The organism is Xylophilus rhododendri (assembly GCF_009906855.1).
GTDB classification, from domain to species: Bacteria; Pseudomonadota; Gammaproteobacteria; order Burkholderiales; family Burkholderiaceae_C; genus Xylophilus; species Xylophilus rhododendri.
Genome location: NZ_CP047650.1, coordinates 4,835,912 through 4,853,419, shown reverse-complemented (window position 1 = coordinate 4,853,419; position 17,508 = coordinate 4,835,912). Strand labels below are relative to the sequence as shown.

At 69.6% G+C, this 17,508-nt stretch carries 15 protein-coding genes and 1 pseudogene; 9 read left to right on the top strand and 7 right to left on the bottom strand.

All coding sequences use genetic code 11. The features are described 5' to 3' along the window. Nucleotides 1–66: 66 nt before the first annotated feature. Both GT347_RS22480 and GT347_RS22475 read left to right on the top strand, forming a co-directional pair. Entirely contained in the window at nucleotides 67–1,185 is a 1,119-nt protein-coding gene (locus GT347_RS22480; RefSeq protein WP_160554308.1) for an efflux RND transporter periplasmic adaptor subunit, read from the top strand. Nucleotides 1,186–1,187: 2 nt separating this feature from the next. Further along, the gene (locus tag GT347_RS22475) at nucleotides 1,188–2,642 is read left to right on the top strand and encodes an efflux transporter outer membrane subunit (protein WP_160554307.1); all 1,455 of its coding nucleotides are present in this window, start codon (nucleotides 1,188–1,190) and stop codon (nucleotides 2,640–2,642) included. Nucleotides 2,643–2,654: 12 nt separating this feature from the next. Here GT347_RS22475 and GT347_RS22470 read toward each other — a convergent pair whose 3' ends face one another. From GT347_RS22470 to GT347_RS22455, 4 genes and pseudogenes are all read right to left on the bottom strand, one after another. Beyond that, nucleotides 2,655–3,392 carry an SDR family oxidoreductase gene (locus GT347_RS22470; protein WP_160554306.1) on the bottom strand — a complete coding sequence of 246 codons (738 nt, stop codon included), beginning with the start codon at nucleotides 3,390–3,392 and terminating at the stop codon, nucleotides 2,655–2,657. Then, the gene (locus tag GT347_RS22465; protein WP_160554305.1) at nucleotides 3,389–4,363 is read right to left on the bottom strand and encodes a tripartite tricarboxylate transporter substrate binding protein; all 975 of its coding nucleotides are present in this window, start codon (nucleotides 4,361–4,363) and stop codon (nucleotides 3,389–3,391) included. The genes GT347_RS22470 and GT347_RS22465 overlap by 4 nt, the downstream gene beginning before the upstream one ends. A 39-nt stretch (nucleotides 4,364–4,402) precedes the next feature. Beyond that, nucleotides 4,403–5,152 carry an SDR family oxidoreductase gene (locus GT347_RS22460; protein WP_160554304.1) on the bottom strand — a complete coding sequence of 250 codons (750 nt, stop codon included), beginning with the start codon at nucleotides 5,150–5,152 and terminating at the stop codon, nucleotides 4,403–4,405. Nucleotides 5,153–5,162: 10 nt separating this feature from the next. Further along, nucleotides 5,163–6,007 (bottom strand): annotated as a pseudogene (locus GT347_RS22455) (fumarylacetoacetate hydrolase family protein). Between the two features lie 93 nt (nucleotides 6,008–6,100). Here GT347_RS22455 and GT347_RS22450 point away from each other — a divergent pair. Then, nucleotides 6,101–7,108: a LysR family transcriptional regulator gene (locus GT347_RS22450; protein WP_160554303.1), complete on the top strand. Its 1,008-nt coding sequence runs from the start codon at nucleotides 6,101–6,103 to the stop codon at nucleotides 7,106–7,108. Here GT347_RS22450 and GT347_RS22445 read toward each other — a convergent pair. Continuing rightward, entirely contained in the window at nucleotides 7,053–8,012 is a 960-nt protein-coding gene (locus tag GT347_RS22445) for a LysR substrate-binding domain-containing protein (RefSeq protein WP_160554302.1), read from the bottom strand. The two genes, GT347_RS22450 and GT347_RS22445, sit on opposite strands and share 56 nt — an antisense overlap. 117 nt (nucleotides 8,013–8,129) lie before the next feature. On the opposite strand from GT347_RS22445, the gene GT347_RS22440 reads away from it, so the two are divergent. The 6 genes from GT347_RS22440 to GT347_RS22415 are packed head-to-tail and all read left to right on the top strand — an operon-like array spanning nucleotide 8,130 to nucleotide 15,444. Beyond that, on the top strand, nucleotides 8,130–9,131 hold the full coding sequence (locus GT347_RS22440; protein ID WP_160554301.1) for a TRAP transporter substrate-binding protein: 1,002 nt from the start codon (nucleotides 8,130–8,132) through the stop codon (nucleotides 9,129–9,131). A 22-nt stretch (nucleotides 9,132–9,153) separates the two neighbouring features. Further along, nucleotides 9,154–10,938: an IlvD/Edd family dehydratase gene (locus GT347_RS22435; protein WP_160554300.1), complete on the top strand. Its 1,785-nt coding sequence runs from the start codon at nucleotides 9,154–9,156 to the stop codon at nucleotides 10,936–10,938. A 13-nt stretch (nucleotides 10,939–10,951) separates the two neighbouring features. Continuing rightward, a complete protein-coding gene (locus GT347_RS22430; protein WP_160554299.1) occupies nucleotides 10,952–12,118 on the top strand; it encodes a fumarylacetoacetate hydrolase family protein in 1,167 nt (388 codons plus the stop codon). Between the two features lie 47 nt (nucleotides 12,119–12,165). Beyond that, nucleotides 12,166–12,747 carry a TRAP transporter small permease gene (locus GT347_RS22425; protein WP_160554298.1) on the top strand — a complete coding sequence of 194 codons (582 nt, stop codon included), beginning with the start codon at nucleotides 12,166–12,168 and terminating at the stop codon, nucleotides 12,745–12,747. 13 nt (nucleotides 12,748–12,760) lie between these two features. Further along, nucleotides 12,761–14,041: a TRAP transporter large permease subunit gene (locus GT347_RS22420; protein WP_160554297.1), complete on the top strand. Its 1,281-nt coding sequence runs from the start codon at nucleotides 12,761–12,763 to the stop codon at nucleotides 14,039–14,041. Continuing rightward, the gene (locus GT347_RS22415) at nucleotides 14,038–15,444 is read left to right on the top strand and encodes an FAD-binding oxidoreductase (RefSeq protein WP_160554296.1); all 1,407 of its coding nucleotides are present in this window, start codon (nucleotides 14,038–14,040) and stop codon (nucleotides 15,442–15,444) included. Before GT347_RS22420 ends, GT347_RS22415 begins: the two co-directional genes overlap by 4 nt. Before the next feature lie 15 nt (nucleotides 15,445–15,459). Here the strand turns inward: GT347_RS22415 and GT347_RS27875 are convergent, their stop codons facing one another. Further along, the gene (locus GT347_RS27875; protein WP_160554295.1) at nucleotides 15,460–16,845 is read right to left on the bottom strand and encodes an ATP-binding protein; all 1,386 of its coding nucleotides are present in this window, start codon (nucleotides 16,843–16,845) and stop codon (nucleotides 15,460–15,462) included. Beyond that, entirely contained in the window at nucleotides 16,842–17,507 is a 666-nt protein-coding gene (locus GT347_RS22405) for a response regulator transcription factor (RefSeq protein ID WP_160554294.1), read from the bottom strand. Before GT347_RS22405 ends, GT347_RS27875 begins: the two co-directional genes overlap by 4 nt. Between the last annotated feature and the right edge of the window lies 1 nt (nucleotide 17,508).

Below are 17,508 nucleotides of genomic sequence, written 5' to 3'. Positions count from 1 at the left end.
ATGGCCCAAAGCATTCCGAACCCTACAGCCCGCGCCGGCCACTCCCGAACATTCCGCCTCGCCGCGATGGCAGCGCCCTTCCTGGTGGCAGGCGTGCTGGTGGCGCTGCTGCTGCCGGCCCGCATCCACGCGCAGGCGGGACTGCGCCAGCAGACGCAGGCCCAGGCCCTAACCCCGGTGGCGGTGGTGCATGCGCAAACCGGCCCGGCGACACGCGAGCTGCTGCTGCCGGCGCGTGTCATGGCCTTCGCCGACACGCCGATCTATGCGCGCACCAGCGGCTATGTGAAACGCTGGACCGTCGACATCGGCGCCCCGGTCAAGGCCGGCCAACTGCTGGCCGAGATCGAGGCGCCCGAACTCGACGACAGCCTGCGCCAGGCGCAGGCGGCGCAGGTCCGCGCCGTGGCCGATGCCGACCTGGCCCGTGTCACCGCCGAGCGCTGGCAGGCGCTGGGCAGCACCGAAGCGGTGACCCGGCAGGAGATCGACCAGAAGGTGGCCGACGCGCAGGCCAAGGCCGCATTGGTGGCGCAGGCCCAGGCCGACGTGGCCCGCCTGGGCAAGACCGCCTCGTACAAACAGGTGCTGGCGCCCTTCGACGGCGTGGTGACGGCGCGCAACCTGGAGGTGGGCACGCTGATCAACGCCGGCAGCTCGGCCGCCAGCGCGGGCGTGGAGCTGTTCCACATCGCATCGTCGAGCCGACTGCGCATCGCCGCCGACGTGCCCGAGGCCGACGCCTACGCCGCCACCGTCGGCCAGCCCGCCACGGTGGAGGCGCCCGACCAGCCCGGCCGCATGCTGGCCGGCACCATCAGCCGGCGCGCCGAGGCGATCGACCCGGTGGCCCGCACCCTGCACGTGGAGGTGGACGTGGACAACCGCGAGCATGTCTTCCTGCCCGGCAGCTTCGCCCAGGTGCGCTTCCGTCTGGCAGACAACCAGCCCCGGCTCAGCCTGCCCTCCACCGCCCTGCTGATGCGGCCCGAAGGCGTGCGGGTGGCGGTGGTGCGGGCCGACAACACCATCGCCCTGCAGCCGGTGCGGCTGGGCCGCAACAGCGGCACCCAGGTGCAGGTGCTGGAGGGCCTGACGCCCGCCATGGCGGTGGTGCTGAACCCGCCGGATTCCCTGCTGGCCGGCCAGGCCGTGCAGGTCGTCACGCCCCAGGCGGGAGCTTGACCATGGTCCGCACCTTGCCGGCCCTGGCCGCCCTGTCACTGGCCGCCGCCACCCTGCTGGGCGCCTGCGCCGCGGGCCCCGACTACCGGCCGCCGGTGGTGGAGACACCGCAGGCATTCCGCGAAACGCCCGGCTGGGCGCGCGCGCAACCGGCCGACGCCGAACTGCGCGGCGACTGGTGGACCCTGTTCCGGGATCCCGTCCTGGACCGCCTGCAGGCCCGGGTGGACGTGGACAACCGCAGCCTGCGCGCGGCCATGGCCCGCTACCGCCAGGCCCGGGCGCAGATCCGGATCGCCGAGGCGGCCGGCGCGCCGCAGGTCGGCGTGGGGCTGAACGCCTCGCGCGCCCGGGTGTCCAACAACGTGCTGGGCCGCTCGCTGGCGGGCAGAACGACCAACGACTTCATCCTGCCCGTGTCGGTGTCCTGGGAGCCCGACCTGTGGGGCCGCATCGCCCGCGGCGAGGAAGCCGCCGCCGCCGGCGCCCAGGCCAGCGCGGCCGATGTGGAGACGGTGCGCCTGGCCATGCATGCCGACCTGGCGAGCAGCTATTTCCTGGTGCGCACCCTCGATTCGGAAAGCCGCCTGCTCGAAGCCACCGTGCAGGCCTACCGCAAGGCCCTGGCCATCACGCAGGAGCGCCAGCGCATCGGCATCGCCTCCGGCGTGGACATCTCCCTGGCACGGAGCCAGCTCGACGGCGCCCGCGCGCAGCTGGCCGATATCGCGCTGCAGCGCGGCGCGGCCGAACACGCCATCGCCACCCTGATCGGCGTGCCGGCCTCCAGCTACACGCTGGCGCCGGCCGCGGACGCGTCCCGGCCGGGACGGAGCGCCATCGCCGCACCGCCGGACATCCCGGTCGGCCTGCCCTCCCAGCTGCTGCAGCGCCGGCCGGACGTGGCCGCGGCCGAACGCCGCGCCGCCGCGGCCAACGCCCAGATCGGCGTGGCCGAGGCCAGCATGTTCCCGGCCCTGACCCTGGGCGGCAGCGGCGGCGTGGAGAGCGCCGCCCTGTCGCAGCTGCTGAGCGCGCCCAGCCGCTTCTGGGCCCTGGGCCCGGCGCTGGCCGGCGTGATCTTCGACGGCGGCGCCCGCCAGGCCCGCACCGCGCAGGCACAGGCCGGCTACGACGCCAGCGTGGAGGACTACCGGCACAGCACCCTGGTGGCCTTCCAGGAGGTGGAGGACGAGCTGCAGGCCCTGCGTGTGCTGCGGCAGGAGGCGTTGGTGCAGGACCGGGTGGTCCATGCCAGCGACCAGGCGCTGGCGCTGCTCACCCGCCGCTATGGCCTGGGCGTGGTGCCCTACACCGACGTGGTGCTGGCCCAGACCACCGCGCTGAACAACGAAAGGCTGGCGGTCGGCCTGGCGCGCCGGCGCCTGCTGGCCAGTGTGCTGCTGGTCAAGGCCCTGGGCGGGGGCTGGGACCGGCAGGCGCCGGCCGCGGGCTGAAATCCCGCGCGACTAGATCGAGATGCCGCCGTCGATCGCGTAGTTCTGCCCGGTGACGAAGGACGACTCGTCGCTGGCCAGGAACACCACCAGCGGCGCGATCTCCTCGGCCGTGGCCAGCCGGCCCAGGGGCTGGCGGGCGATGAACTGCTCGCGCGCCTTGGCCGGATCGGCGCTGGCGGCGATGCGGTCGCCGAGCGAGGGCGTGTCCACCGTGCCGGGCGAGATGCTGTTGCAGCGCACCCGCGCGCCGACGAAATCCGCCGCCACCGACTTGGTCAGCCCGATCACCGCCGCCTTGCTGGTGCCGTACACGCAGCGCCCCGGCAGACCCTTCACGCTGCTGGCCACGCTGGCCATGTTGACGATGCTGCCGCCGCCCTGGCGTTGCATGCCGGGCAGCACCGCCTGGATGGTCCAGAACTGGGAGCGCACGTTCAGGTCCATGGCGAAGGTCCAGTCGCGGTCGCTGGCCTGCAGCACGGTGCCGGAATGCACCACGCCCGCGCAGTTGAACAGCACGTCCACCCGGGCCAGCCCTTCGAAGAAGCTGGAAATGGCCGCATGGTCCAGCACGTCCAGCACCGCCGTGCGCACGCCCGGCGTGCCGTCGAGCGAGGCCAGCAGGTCGGCCCGGATATCGGTGGCCCATACCTCGGCGCCCTCGGCCGCCATGGCCAGCACCGTGGCCCGGCCTATGCCCTGCCCCGCGGCCGTCACCACGGCCGTCTTGCCTTGCAATCGCTTCATTTCTTCAGGTCCAGCTTGGGCACCAGTTCCGCATAGAAGGCGCGGTCGTGGTCGATGGTCTTCTGGAAACCGGCGGCATCCGCGTAGGCCCAGCCGAGGTTGGCTTTCTGCAGCGCGTCGCGGAAGACGGCGTCGTCCGCCGCCTTCGCCGCCACGTCGCTCAGCGTCGCCACGATGTCGGCCGGGGTGGCCTTGGGCACGGCCAGGCCGCGCCACACGCCCACCGACAGGTCGATGCCGCGCTCCTTGAGTGTGGGCACCTTCTCGAACATGCCGCCGACCCGCTGGTCGGCCATCACCGCCAGCGTGCGCAGCTTGCCCGCCGCCACATGCTGGGCCACCTCGCCGGGGCTGACGGTGATGGCATCCACATGGCCGCCCAGCAGGGCCACCACGGCGGGCGCGGCGCCCAGGAAGGGCACATGGTTCACCGGCAGGCCGAGCTTCTCGGAGAAGGCCGCCGCCGCCATGTGCCAGATCGAGCCCATGCCGGCATTGGCGATGGCCACCGGGTCCTTGCGTTTCCTGGCATCGGCGATGAATTCCTCCACCGTCTGCCAGGGCGCGTCAGCCCGCACCGAGATGGCCGAGGGGTCGGCGTTCAGGCGGGCGATCGGCCGCACGTCGGCCGCCGTGTACTTGGTGATCCCCATGTTGGGGATGATGGTGATCTCGCAGATGACGATGCCGATCTTGTAGCCGTCCGGCCTGGCATTGATCAGCTCCGCCGTGCCGATGGCGCCGCTGGCGCCCGGCTTGTTGTTCACGATCATCGGCTGCTGCGGCAGGTACTTCTTGGCCGATTCGGCGAAAGCGCGGCCGACGAGATCGGTGCCGCCGCCGGCCGCCACCGGCACGATGAGTTCGATCGGCTTGTTGGGATAGTCGCTGGCCTGGACGGCGAAGGTAGAGCCTCCGCCCCAGGCCAGCGCACAGGCTGCCGCGATGGCTTGGCGCCGGTTGGTCTTCATATGGTTTTGTCTCTGTTGTATTTGTGAAATGCCGGGCGATCAGTAGGTCGCGCGCCCACCCGAAAGGTCGAACACCGCGCCGGTGGTGAAGGAGTTCTCCTCGGACACCAGCCAGGCCACCATGGCCGCCACCTCGTCCACCTCCACGAAGCGTCCGCGCGGAATCTTCGAGAGCATGTAGTCGATGTGCTGCTGCGACATCTGCTCGAAGATCTTGGTGCGCGCCGCCGCAGGCGTGATGGCGTTGACCGCCACGTTGCTCGCCGCCGTCTCCTTGCCCAGGCTCTTGGTCAGCGCGATCACGCCGGCCTTCGATGCGCTGTAGGCGCTGGCATTGGGATTGCCTTCCTTGCCGGCGATGGAAGCGATGTTCACCACCCGGCCGTAGTTGCGTTTCACCATGCCGGGCACCAGGGCGCGGTTGACATGGAAGGCGCCGTCCAGGTTCACGCCCAGCACCCGGCGCCACTCCGATATCTCGTAGTCGGCCACCGGTTTGTTGGCGCCGGCGATGCCCGCGCTGTGCACCAGCATCGCCACCGGGCCGGAGACGGCCTCGGTGAGCGCGGCGGCGTCCTCCACCTGGGCGTAGTCGGTCACGTCGACCTGCACCGCGCTCACCGCATCGCTGGCGAAAGCGGCCTTGGCCACCTCGATCGCCTCCGGGTCGGCATCCCAGATGCAGAGCTTGGCGCCGCCCGCGAGCAGGCGCTTGCCGATGGCAAAGCCGATGCCCTGCGCGCCACCGGTCACGACCGCGGTGCGGCCTTCGTAGTCGTAGTGGACCATGGTGGCGGCCTCAGGCGGCGACCGTCTTCTGCTGCTGCTCGCCCAGGCCCTGGATGCCCAGGCGCATGGTCTGGCCGGCACGCAGATAGACCGCCTGCGGCTTGATGCCCATGCCCACGCCGGGCGGGGTGCCGGTGGAGATCACGTCGCCAGGCTGCAGGCTCATGAAGCGGCTGAGGTAGGACACCAGCTGCGGCACGTTGAAGATCATGGTGCGGGTGTTGCCGGTCTGGTAGCGCTTGCCGTCCACCTCCAGCCACATGTCCAGGCTGTGCGGGTCCGGGATCTCGTCGGCCGTCACCAGCCAGGGGCCGGTGGGGCCGAAGGTGTCGCAGCCCTTGCCCTTGTCCCAGGTGCCGCCGCGTTCCAGCTGGTAGTTGCGCTCGGACACGTCGTTGATCACGCAGTAGCCGGCCACATGCTTCATCGCATCGGCCTCTTCCACATAGCTGGCGGCCGTGCCGATGACCACGCCGAGTTCCACTTCCCAGTCGGTCTTCTCGGAGCCGCGCGGGATCTTCACGTCGTCGTTGGGGCCGACCACCGCGGAAGTCCACTTGTTGAAGATGATCGGCTCGGCCGGGATCGGCATGTTCGATTCGGCCGCATGGTCGGCATAGTTCAGGCCGATGCAGACGAACTTGCCGATGCTGCCCACGCAGGCGCCCAGGCGCGGGGAGCCGGGCACGGCCGGCAGCGTGGCGGGGTCGAGCGCCTTTAGTTTGACCAGCGAGGCGGGGCCGATGGCCGCACCGTCGATGTCGCGCACATGGGCGGAAAGGTCGCGCAGGGTGCCGGTGGCGTCGAGCAGGCCGGGGCGCTCCTGGCCCGGGGGCCGTAACGTAGCAACTTCATCTGAGAGTCTCCTTGAGAGCGCAAATTCTCGGCGGCGCCCCGCTTGCTGCATAGTGAGAGCTTCACATGGGGTTATAGCTTCGAGGAATTACGGTGATACCCAGCCTCTCTTCCATCAGCGCACGCCTGCGTTTCCGCCAGCTCTCCTTATTGGTGGCGCTGGAGGAATGCGGCAGCGTCAACCGCGCGGCGGAACGCCTGAACATGACCCAGCCCGGGCTGACCAAGGCCTTGCGCGAGGTGGAATCCACCTTCGGCTCCGAACTCTTCGTGCGCACCAAACAAGGGGTTTATCCCAATGAGCTGGGCCAGTGCCTGATCCGCCATGCCCGGCTGATGGATGCCGACCTGGGCCATCTGCGCGAGCAGATGAACGGCGTGCTGCGCGGCAGCGGCGGCCGGGTGGCCGTGGGCGCCATCACCGGCGCGCTGCATTCGGTGCTGATCGATGCGCTGGCCGAGCTGCGCCGGCTGCAGCCGGCGCTCTCCATCGAGATCCGGGAAAGCACCAGCCTGGAACTGCTCAACGCCATCGACGACGGCCGGCTGGACCTGGCCATCGGCCGCACCACCGTCACCAGCAAGGTGGAGCAGTTCGACTACGAGCCGCTGATGGACGAATCGGTGTCCGTGGCCGTCGGCCCGCGCCATGCGCTGGCCAAGGCCAGACGGGTGACGCTGGCGCAGCTGGCCAAATACCAGTGGATCATCTACCCCGGCAACATGCCGCTGCGCAAGCTGCTGGAGCGCGAGTTCCGCGAGGCCGGGCTCGACCTGCCGCCCTACCCCATCGAGACCTCGTCTTCGCTGGTCACCATGCTGATGCTGAAGGAAGACCCGCGCCTGGTGGCCCTCGTCTCCTCGGCCACCATGGACTTCTGCGAGGAGCACCAGATCGCCAGCCGCCTGCCGCTGGAGATCCGTTCGCGCCACGAGCCCTTCGGCATCGTCACCCGGCGCGGCGCACGCCTGTCGCCGGCCGCCGAGATGCTGGTGCAGTGCCTGCGCAGCGCCGCCGGCAAGGCCCAGCCGGCGGCCCAGGAGATCACTCCGGTTGCGGCTCCGACGCCTCGGCGGCGACGTCCCGCAGCACCGCCATGAAGGCCAGCACCGGCGGCGGCGTGACCTCGCCCAGGCGGGTCAGCATGCCGTAGTCGGGCATCACTTTCGGCACATCGACCGAGATGCGCGAGAGCAGGCCCTTGGCCACGTACTTGTCCACCAGGGCGGTGGGCTGCAGCGAGAGCATGTCGGTGATGCGCAGCGACTCCAGCGCGAAGAGGAAGGACTGGGTTTCCATCACGCCCGATGTCGGTGTCATGCCGATGCTGCGGAAGATGCCGTCGGACACCTTCCTCAGCGCGGTCGATTCCGGGTAGAGCAGCCAGGGCCAGTGCGCCAGCTTTTCCATCTCCAGGTTTTCCACGCCGCGCAGCGGATGCTGCGGCCCGCCGACCACCTGCAGGGTTTCTCCCGAGAGCCGTTCGTACTGGAAACGCGCGCGCTGCGATTCGTCGGTGAAGCGGCCGATCATCAGGTCGATCTTGCGGTCGCTCAGCCAGTGGATCAGCTGGTCGCTGCTCTGCTCGAAGACCTTCAGCACCAGCAAGGGCCGCAACCGCTGCATCTCGCCTATCGTGCGGGTGAGCAGGCCGGCGGCCGAGCCCGAGATGGCGCCTATGGCCAGCTGCCCGTGCCCGCCCTGCTGCAGGGCGTTGAACTCCTCCACGAACTTGTTCTGCCCCTGCAGCGCGGCGGCGGCATAACGCAGCACGAAGAGGCCGAGTTCGTTCGGCCGCATCTCGCGCGGCAGGCGGTCGAAGAGCCGGGCGTCGAAGATCTCCTCCAGGTCCAGCAGGATCTTGGTGGCCGCCGGCTGGGTCATGTGCATCTGCTCGGCCGTCACCCGCAGGTTGCGGCTGCGGCCCAGGATGTCCAGGAACTGCAGGTGCCGAAAACGCAGCCGGCTGCACACCGAGGTGATCGATAAGGGTTTGCCCGACATCCTGGAAGCCACCGATAACTGAATGGAATGACCTTGTCCTAAACACTGATTGGACCACGCTATCCGAGTCTTTTAGTCTGCCTGCCGGTTCCAACCAACAACGACAGGAGACAAGACATGAAACTGAAAACCATGGCGCTGGCCGCCGCTTTGGCCCTGCTGGGCAGCACCGCCTTCGCCCAGATCCGCGAGCACACCTTCAAGATCGGCACCGGCATCACCGACGACCATCCGCAGGCGCTCGCCGCCAAGCATTTCGGCGAAGGGCTGGCCGCCAAGAGCGGCGGCAAGCTCAATGCCAAGGTGTTCGCCAACGGCACGCTGGGCAACGACGTCACCATGATCTCGGCCCTGCGCGGCGGCAGCCTGGAGATGACGATTCCCGACAGCTCCACCCTCGTCTCGGTGGTGAAGGATTTCGGCGTGCTCAACCTGCCGATGACCTTCAACAACGAGCAGGAAGCCGACGCGGTGCTCGACAGCGCCTTCGGCAAGAAGCTGCTCGACAAGCTGCCCGAGAAAGGCCTGATCGGCCTGGGCTACTGGGAGAACGGCTTCCGCCACACCAGCAACTCGCGCCGCCCGATCACCAAGGCCGAGGACTTCGCCGGCCTGAAGCTGCGGGTGATCCAGAGCCCGCTCTTCATCGACAGCTTCGCCGCCCTGGGCGCCAACGCCACGCCCCTGCCCTTCACCGAGCTGTATTCGGCCATGGAGCAGCGCGCCGTCGACGGCCAGGAGAACCCCGCCGCCACCATCCTCACCAGCAAGTTCTACGAGGTGCAGAAGCACCTGGTGCTGTCGCGCCACATCTACAGCACCTGGGTGTTCCTGCTGTCCAAGAAGAGCTGGGACACGCTCAACGCCGACGAACAGAAGATCGTGCGCGAAGCCGCCGCCGAAGCCACCCAGTTCGAACGCAAGGCGATCCGCGCGCTGGCCGACAAGGCCCTGGGCGAGCTGAAGAAGGTCGGCATGCAGATCACCGAACTGCCGCCCGCGGAACAAGCCAAGCTGCGCGAGAAGCTGCAGCCGGTGGTCGCCAAGTTCAGCAAGGAATTCGGCGAGGACACCACCCGCGAAATGATGGCCGAGCTGAACAAGGCCCGCGGCAAGTAAGGCGAAAAAAGCAAAGGCAGCGATGACCGATAGACCAGAACCCCGCCGTTTCCGCTCCCGCGACTGGTTCGCCGACCCCGAACGCTCGGACATGACCGCGCTCTACCTGGAGCGTTTCATGAACTACGGGCTCACGCCCGCCGAGCTGCGCTCGGGCCGGCCGATCATCGGCATCGCCCAGACCGGCAGCGACCTCTCGCCCTGCAACCGCATCCACCTGGACCTGGCGCGCCGGGTGCGCGAGGGCATACGCGACGCGGGCGGCATTCCGATGGAGTTCCCGGTACATCCGATCTTCGAGAACTGCCGCCGCCCCACCGCCGCGCTGGACCGCAACCTGGCCTACCTGGGCCTGGTGGAGATCCTCTACGGCTATCCGATCGACGCGGTGGTGCTCACCACCGGCTGCGACAAGACCACGCCCGCCGGCATCATGGCCGCCTCCACCGTGGACATCCCGGCCATCGTGCTCTCCGGCGGGCCGATGCTCGACGGCTGGCACGACGGCGAGCTGGTCGGCTCCGGCACCGTCATCTGGCGCAGCCGCCGCCAGCTGGCCGCCGGCGAGATCGACGAGGAGGAGTTCATGGACCGCGCCTGCAGCAGCGCGCCCTCGGCCGGCCACTGCAACACCATGGGCACGGCCAGCACCATGAACGCGGTCGCCGAGGCGCTCGGCCTGTCCCTGCCCGGCTGCGCCGCGATTCCCGCGCCCTACCGCGAGCGCGGCCAGATGGCCTACGAGACCGGCAAACGCATCGTGGAGATGGCGCACGAGGACCTGCGGCCCTCCCGGATCCTGACGCGGGAGAGTTTCCTCAACGCCCTGTCGGTCGTCAGCTGCGCCGGCGGCTCCAGCAATGCGCAGGTGCACATCCAGGCCATGGCCCGCCATGCGGGCGTGGAGCTGCATCCTTCCGACTGGACCACCCACGGCTACGCCCTGCCCCTGCTGGTGAACATGCAGCCGGCCGGCAAGTACCTGGGCGAACGTTTCTTCCGCGCGGGCGGCGTGCCGGCGGTGATGTGGGAGCTGCGCGAGGCCGGCAAGCTGCACGGCGACTGCCACAGCGTCACCGGCCGCAGCGTGGGCGAGAACGTCGAAGGCCGGCAGTCGCGCGACCGCGAGGTGATCCTGCCCTTCGATGCGCCGCTGATGACGGACGCCGGCTTCCTGGTGCTGTCGGGCAATCTGTTCGACTTCGGCATCATGAAGACCTCGGTGATCGGCGAGAGCTTCCGCGCCCGCTATCTCCAGCAGCCCGGCCACGAGAACGTGTTCGAGGCCCGCGCCGTCGTCTTCGAGGGCTCGGACGACTACCACCACCGCATCAACGATCCGGCGCTGGGCATCGACGAGAACTGCATCCTGGTGATGCGCGGCGCCGGCCCCATCGGCTGGCCGGGCTCGGCCGAGGTGGTGAACATGCAGCCGCCGGACGCGCTGATCCAGGCCGGCATCCGCACCCTGCCGACGCTGGGCGACGGCCGCCAGTCGGGCACGGCGGACAGCCCCTCCATCCTGAACGCCTCGCCGGAAAGCGCGGTGGGCGGCGGGCTGTCCTGGCTGGCCACCGGCGACACCATCCGCATCGACCTCAACACCGGCAGCTGCAATGCGCTGGTGAGCGAGGAAGAGATCGCCCGGCGCAAGCGCGAGCTGCCCGCCCCGCCGATTCCCGCCAGCCATTCGCCCTGGGAGCAGCTCTACCGCGAGAAGACCGGCCAGCTGGCCGACGGCGCCACGCTGGACTTCGCGCTGGCCTACCGCCGCATCGCCGAGAAGACGCCCCGGCACAACCACTGAGATCCTTTTTCCCATGCAAGCACCACAGATCCTGCCCGACGACGGGCTGGCCGGCACCCTGCTGGCCCGCGTCTGGACCGACGGCCCTTCGGTGGCCGTGCTGCGGCCCGAGGGCGTGTTCGACATCAGCGAGCTTTTCCCCACCGTGAGCACGCTGCTGGAGACGGCCGCCCCGGCCGCCGAAATGAAACGGCTCGCCGGCAAACGCCTGTGCAGCGTCGACGAGCTGCTGGCCAACAGCCAGCTCGACGGCCGCGATCCCGCCAAGCCCTTCCTGCTCGCCCCCTGCGACCTGCAGGTGGTGAAAGCCGCCGGCGTGACCTTCGCCAGCAGCCTGATCGAACGGGTGATCGAGGAACAGGCCGGCGGCGATGCCTCGCGCGCCCTGCTGCTGCGCAGCAAGGTGCTGGCGCTGATCGGCTCCAACCTGGCGGACATCCGCCCCGGCTCCGAACAGGCGATGGCGCTCAAGGCCCTGCTGCAGCAGCAGGGCCTGTGGTCGCAGTACCTGGAAGTGGGCGTAGGCCCGGATGCCGAGGTCTTCACCAAAGCGCCGGTGCTGGCCTCGGTGGGCAGCGGCGACGAGATCGGCATACGCGCCGACTCGGCCTGGAACAACCCGGAGCCGGAGGTGGTGCTGGCGGTGAACAGCCGCGGTGAGGTCGTGGGCGCTGCGCTGGGCAACGATGTGAACCTGCGCGACATCGAGGGCCGCAGCGCCCTGCTGCTGGGCAAGGCCAAGGACAACAACGCCTCCTGCGCCATCGGCCCCTTCATCCGCCTGTTCGACGGCACTTTCAGCCTGGACGACGTGCGCGCCGAGACGGTGCACCTGGAAGTCAGCGGCGAGGACGGCTACCAGCTGCGCGGCATCAACACCATGGCCAGCATCAGCCGCGACCCGGCCGATATCGTGGGCCAGACCATCGCCGCGCACCAGTACCCGGACGGCTTCATGCTGTTCCTCGGCACGCTCTTCGCGCCCATCGAGGACCGCGACCAGCCCGGCAGCGGCTTCACCCACAAGCTGGGCGACCGGGTGAGCATCCGCAGCGCCCGCCTGGGCGGCCTGCACAACCGGGTGACCCACAGCGAGACGGCGCCGCCCTGGCGCTTCGGCCTGCGCGCCTTCATCGGCAACCTGGCGCGGCGCGGCCTGCTCGACGCGCGGCCGATCTAGACGAGACGACACAAGCCTTTTCCAAAAAATAACAGGAGACAAGACCAATGGAATACTGGATGAACCGCTACTGCCGGCTGCTGGACTTCCTCATGGCCGCCGCCCTGGCCGTGATGGTGGTGCTGGTCTTCGGCAACGTGGTGCTGCGCTACGCCTTCAACAGCGGCATCACCGTCTCGGAGGAACTCTCGCGCTGGCTTTTCGTGTGGCTCACCTTCCTGGGCGCGGTGGTCGCCATGAAGGACCACGGCCACCTGGGCGTGGACATGCTGGTCAGCCGCCTGCCGGATGCGGGCAAGAAGGTCTGCGTGGTGGTCGGCCAGCTGCTGATGCTGTGGGTGTGCTGGCTGCTCTTCATGGGCAGCCTGGCGCAGACGAAGATCAACATGGATGTGACGGCGCCCACCACCGGCCTGTCGATGGGCTGGTTCTACTGCGTGGGCATGGTGTTCGCCGTGTCGGCCGCCGTCTTCCTGCTGTGGGACCTGTGGCGGGTGCTGAGCGGCCAGCTCCAGGGCGATGCGCTGGTGATGGTGAAGGATTCGGAGGAGACGGCCGAGTTCGATGCCCTTCAGGCCCGCCTGGCCGAAGAGAACCGCCTGGCCGCCCTGGCCAAGGCACAGCACTGAGCGGAGACGAGACATGACCATCACCGTCTTCCTCGCGTCCCTCCTGGGCGCCATGGCCATCGGCATCCCGATCGCCTTCTCGCTGCTGCTCTGCGGTGTCGCCCTGATGTGGCACCTGGACATGTTCGATGCGCAGATCCTGGCGCAGAACGTCATCAACGGCGCCGACAGCTTTCCGCTGCTGGCCGTGCCCTTCTTCATGCTGGCCGGGGAGATCATGAACACCGGCGGCCTGTCCAAACGCATCGTGGACCTGGCCCTGACCCTCGTCGGCCATGTGCGCGGCGGCCTGGGCTACGTGGCCATCGTGGCGGCCTGCGTGCTGTCGGCGCTGTCGGGCTCGGCGGTAGCGGATGCGGCGGCGCTGTCGGCCCTGCTGATCCCGATGATGGTGGCGGCCGGGCACGACAAGGCGCGCTCGGGCGGGCTGATCGCGGCGGCGGGGGTGATCGGGCCGATCATCCCGCCCTCGATCGGCTTCGTCATCTTCGGCGTGGCGGCCAACCTGTCGATCAGCAAGCTCTTTTTGGCCGGCATCTTCCCGGGCATCCTGGTGGCCGCGGCCCTGTGGATCACCTGGTGGTGGCTGGCGCGCAAGGAGCAGGTCACGCCGCCGCGCCGCAGCACCCGCGCCGAGGTGCTGACCGCCCTGCGCAAGGCCGGCTGGGCGCTGATGCTGCCGCTGATCATCCTGGTGGGCCTGCGTTTCGGCGTGTTCACGCCGACCGAGGCCGCGGTGGTGGCCGCGGTGTATTCGCTGTTCGTGGCCACGGTGATCTACCGGGAGCTGAAGCCCGCGCAGATCTACGGCGTGTTCGTCACCGCCGCCCGCACCACCGGCGTGGTGATGTTCCTGGTGGCGGCCGCGCTGGTCTCGGCCTGGCTGATCACCGTGGCCGACCTGCCGAGCAAGGTGGTGGCGCTGCTGCAGCCCTTCGTCGGCAGCCCGATGCTGCTGATGGTGATGATCATGCTGCTGGTGATCGTGGTGGGCACGGCCATGGACATGACACCCACCATCCTCATCCTCACCCCGGTGCTGATGCCGGTGGTGAAGGCGGCCGGCATCGACCCGATCTACTTCGGCGTGCTCTTCATCATCAACAACTCGATCGGGCTGGTGACGCCTCCGGTGGGCACCGTGCTCAACGTGGTGGCCGGGGTGGCGCGCATCCGCATGGACGACGTGATCCGCGGCGTCTGGCCCTTCATGCTGGCCGAGTTCGTGGTGATGTTCCTGATGGTGGCCTTTCCCGCGCTGGTGACCTGGCCCGCGCGCCTGCTGGGGGGATGATGAAACGCGACGACCTCGACACCGCCAGCCTGCTGGCAGAACTGCTCGACGCCCTGGGCCCCAGCGCGGTGCTGGCCGGCGATGCGGTGCCCGAACGCAACCGCAACGACTACAGCGGCCTGCCCGCCACCACCCCGCTGGCGGTGCTGCGGCCGGCGGACACGGCCGCTGTCTCGGCCGCGCTGCGCATCTGCCAGGCCCATGGCGTGGCGGTGGTGCCGCAGGGCGGCATGACGGGCCTGTGCGGCGGCTCGCGTGCCGGCTCCGACGAGATCGCGCTGTCGCTGGAACGCCTGGTCGGCATCGAGGAGCTGGATGCCGCCAGCGCCACCATGACGGTGCTGGCCGGCACGCCCCTGCAGGCGGTGCAGGAAGCCGCCGCGGCCGCCGGCTTCTTCTGCCCGCTGGACCTGGGCGCGCGCGGCTCCTGCAGCATCGGCGGCAACCTGGCCACCAATGCCGGCGGCAACCGGGTGATCCGCTACGGCATGGCGCGCGAGATGGTGCTGGGCATCGAGGCGGTGCTGCCGGATGGCACGGTGCTCACCAGCCTCAACAAGATGATCAAGAACAACGCCGGCTTCGACCTGAAGCAGCTGTTCATCGGCAGCGAGGGGGTGCTGGGCGTGATCACCCGGGTGGTGCTGAAGCTCTGGCCGAAACCGGCCTCCACCATGGTGGCGATCTGCGCCGCGACCGATTTCGCCAATGTGCTGGCCCTGCTGCAGTCGGCGCGGCAGAACCTGGGCCCGCTGCTGTCGGCCTTCGAGGTGATGTGGCCGCAATACTGGGACTTCGCCACCGGCCTGGTGCGCAGCCCCTTCGCGGGCGACGACGTACCGCACGGCGCCTACGTGCTCATCGAAGCCCTGGGCACCGATGCCGAGCAGGATGCGCCGCGCTTCGAGGTCTGGCTGGAGACCCTACTGGACCAGGGCACCATCCCCAACGCGGTGGTCGCCCAGTCGGTGGCCGACGGCCGGGCCTTCTGGGCGGTGCGCGATGCGACCGGCGAGCTGTACCAGCATTTCCCGCAGCACATGGCCTTCGACGTGGGTCTGCCCATCGCCCGCATGGACGACTACGTGGCGCGATGCCGCACGCAGCTGCAAGAGACCTTCCCCGGCTCGACCACGCTGTTCTACGGCCATATCGGCGACGGCAACCTGCACATCATCGTGTGGCAGCCGGGCGTGGACGAGCAGCCGAAGAAGCAGGTCGAGCAGATCGTCTACGGGCTGGTGCGGGAGTACGGCGGCACGGTGTCGGCCGAGCACGGCATCGGCACACTCAAGCGGCAGTGGCTGGGGCATGCGCGCTCGCAGGAGCAGATCGCGCTGATGCGCACGCTCAAGACGGCGCTGGATCCTCGGGGGTTGCTGAATCCGGGCAAGGTGTTCTGAGCGGCCGGCAGCCCTTCAGTCGTCGGCCAGCGGCGGATGTGCCGCGAAGGTGACGGACACCCCGAAACCACGCCCATGCAGGCCGGGCCCGGTGGCGATGCTGGCCTGGTGCAGCGCGGCGATCTGCGCGACCAGCGACAGGCCGATGCCCGCCCCCTTGCCGCTGCGCCCGCCCACCCGGTGGAAGCGCCGGAAGATCTCCTGGCGCTCCTCGGGCGGCACGCCGGGGCCGTCGTCCAGCACCGACAGGCGCACGCTGCCGGCCGCAGCGTCCACGACCCGCGCACAGGCCACCACCACCTCGCCGCCCGGGCCGGCATGGCGCAGGGCGTTGTCGATCAGGTTGCGCAGCAGGATGCCGATGCCGTCCACGTCGCAGGCGATCTCGCAGTCCGACACCTCGGCGCGCAGGGTGCGGCCGGACTGCTGCGCCGTCACCTCGAATTCGTGCACCACATGGCCGACCAGGGCGCCCAGGCTCTGCGGCACCGGCACGAAACCGGCGCCGCCGGCATCGAGCCGGGCCAGGTCCAGCATCTGCTCCGACAGCCGGCTGCTGCGCTCCACGATGACCAGCAGCTTGTGCAGGGCGGCGTCCTTGTCCTGCAGGGTGGCGGCGCGCAGGGCCACCTGGGCCTGGGCCTGCAATGCGGCCAGGGGGGTGCGCAGTTCGTGGGCGGCATCGTCCACCAGGCGGCGCTCGGCCTGCACCGCGCGGTCCACCCGGGCCAGGGCGTGGTTGAAGGCGTCCACCAGCGGCGCCAGCTCCTGCGGCAGGCGGGCGGGTGCCAGCGGGCGCAGGTCGAATTCGGAGCGGGCGCGCAGCTCGGCGCCCACCGCGTTCACCGGCCGCAGGGCGCGCTTGACGACCCGGAACATCAGCCCGCCCGCCAGCAGCAGGAAGAAGGTGACGATGGCGACGAAGCCGATGGCACGCCGCTGGAAGCGCGCATCGATGCTGCTCTGCGGACTGCCCACCTGCACATAGATCTGCCCGCGGCGGTCGGCGATGGAATAGGCGCGCCATTGGCGCCCCTCGATCATGGCGCTGGAGAATCCCTCGGTCGGGAAGGCCGGCGCCATCGCGGTGGCGGGCGCCTCCGGCGTGCGGACCTGCAGTTCGAAACGATCGCCCTCGCGTGTCCAGACCTGGAAGTGCATAGGATCGATGCCGTCCAGGTCGTCGAGCGGCAGCTGCAGGGCCGGGCCGTGGTTGATGGCCAGCTTCTTGCCGGCCGGGATTGCCTGCATGATCTTCACCGCCACGCTCTTGAGCCGGTCGTCCCAGATGCCGGTCTGGTTCTGCGACAGCACCAGCACCACGATCAGGCAGCACACCGCCCAGCACAGCACGATGCCGGCGCCCAGCGTGCAGAGCATGCGTTGGCGCAGCGAGTTCACGCGGCCGGCTCCGCCAGCAGGTAGCCGCGGCCGTGCACGGTGGTGATGAAGTCCTCGCCGAGCTTGCGGCGCAGCTGGTGGATGAAGACGGCGATGGTGTTGCTGTCCGAGCCGTCGTCCTCGCCGTAGACCGCATCGGCCAGCTGCCGGCGCGACAGCACATGGCCCGGCCGCCCGGCCAGGGCCAGCAGGGTGGCGAACTCGTGGGCACTGAGGTTGACCGCCGCGCCCTCGCGGGTGACCAGCTTGCGGCCCCGGTCGATCTGCACCGCGCCGAAGCGCTGCACCGGCACCACCGTGCCCTGCGAGCGGCGCAGCACGGCGCGGATGCGGGCGCCGAGTTCATCGAACTGGAAGGGCTTGACCAGGTAGTCGTCCGCGCCCGCGTCCAGGCCCTTGATGCGTTCGCTCAACTGGCTGCGTGCGGTGAGCATCAGCACCGGCGTGGCGTCGCCGCGCTTGCGCATGGCTTCCAGCACGGTGAAGCCGGTGGCGTCGGGCAGGCCGATGTCGAGCAGCACCACGTCGTAGTCGTGGTCCACCAGGGCGATGCGGGCGGCGGCGGCATCGGCTGCGTGGTCTATCGTCCAGGCGTTCTGGCGCACGCCGGCGCAGACGCCCTCGGCCAGCATCTCGTCGTCTTCCACCAGCAGGATGCGCATC

Bases quoted from the DNA above. Each gene is read 5' to 3' on its own strand.
- GT347_RS22480 (WP_160554308.1), top strand. From the start codon at position 67: ATGGCAGCGCCCTTCCTGGTGGCAGGCGTGCTGGTGGCGCTGCTGCTG.
- GT347_RS22430 (WP_160554299.1), top strand. From the start codon at position 10,952: ATGCAAGCACCACAGATCCTGCCCGACGACGGGCTGGCCGGCACCCTG.
- GT347_RS22425 (WP_160554298.1), top strand. From the start codon at position 12,166: ATGGAATACTGGATGAACCGCTACTGCCGGCTGCTGGACTTCCTCATG.
- GT347_RS22470 (WP_160554306.1), bottom strand. From the start codon at position 3,392: ATGAAGCGATTGCAAGGCAAGACGGCCGTGGTGACGGCCGCGGGGCAG.
- GT347_RS22440 (WP_160554301.1), top strand. From the start codon at position 8,130: ATGAAACTGAAAACCATGGCGCTGGCCGCCGCTTTGGCCCTGCTGGGC.
- GT347_RS22420 (WP_160554297.1), top strand. From the start codon at position 12,761: ATGACCATCACCGTCTTCCTCGCGTCCCTCCTGGGCGCCATGGCCATC.
- GT347_RS22465 (WP_160554305.1), bottom strand. From the start codon at position 4,363: ATGAAGACCAACCGGCGCCAAGCCATCGCGGCAGCCTGTGCGCTGGCC.
- GT347_RS22475 (WP_160554307.1), top strand. From the start codon at position 1,188: ATGGTCCGCACCTTGCCGGCCCTGGCCGCCCTGTCACTGGCCGCCGCC.
- GT347_RS22415 (WP_160554296.1), top strand. From the start codon at position 14,038: ATGATGAAACGCGACGACCTCGACACCGCCAGCCTGCTGGCAGAACTG.
- GT347_RS22435 (WP_160554300.1), top strand. From the start codon at position 9,154: ATGACCGATAGACCAGAACCCCGCCGTTTCCGCTCCCGCGACTGGTTC.
- GT347_RS22445 (WP_160554302.1), bottom strand. From the start codon at position 8,012: ATGTCGGGCAAACCCTTATCGATCACCTCGGTGTGCAGCCGGCTGCGT.
- GT347_RS22405 (WP_160554294.1), bottom strand. From the start codon at position 17,507: ATGCGCATCCTGCTGGTGGAAGACGACGAGATGCTGGCCGAGGGCGTC.
- GT347_RS22460 (WP_160554304.1), bottom strand. From the start codon at position 5,152: ATGGTCCACTACGACTACGAAGGCCGCACCGCGGTCGTGACCGGTGGC.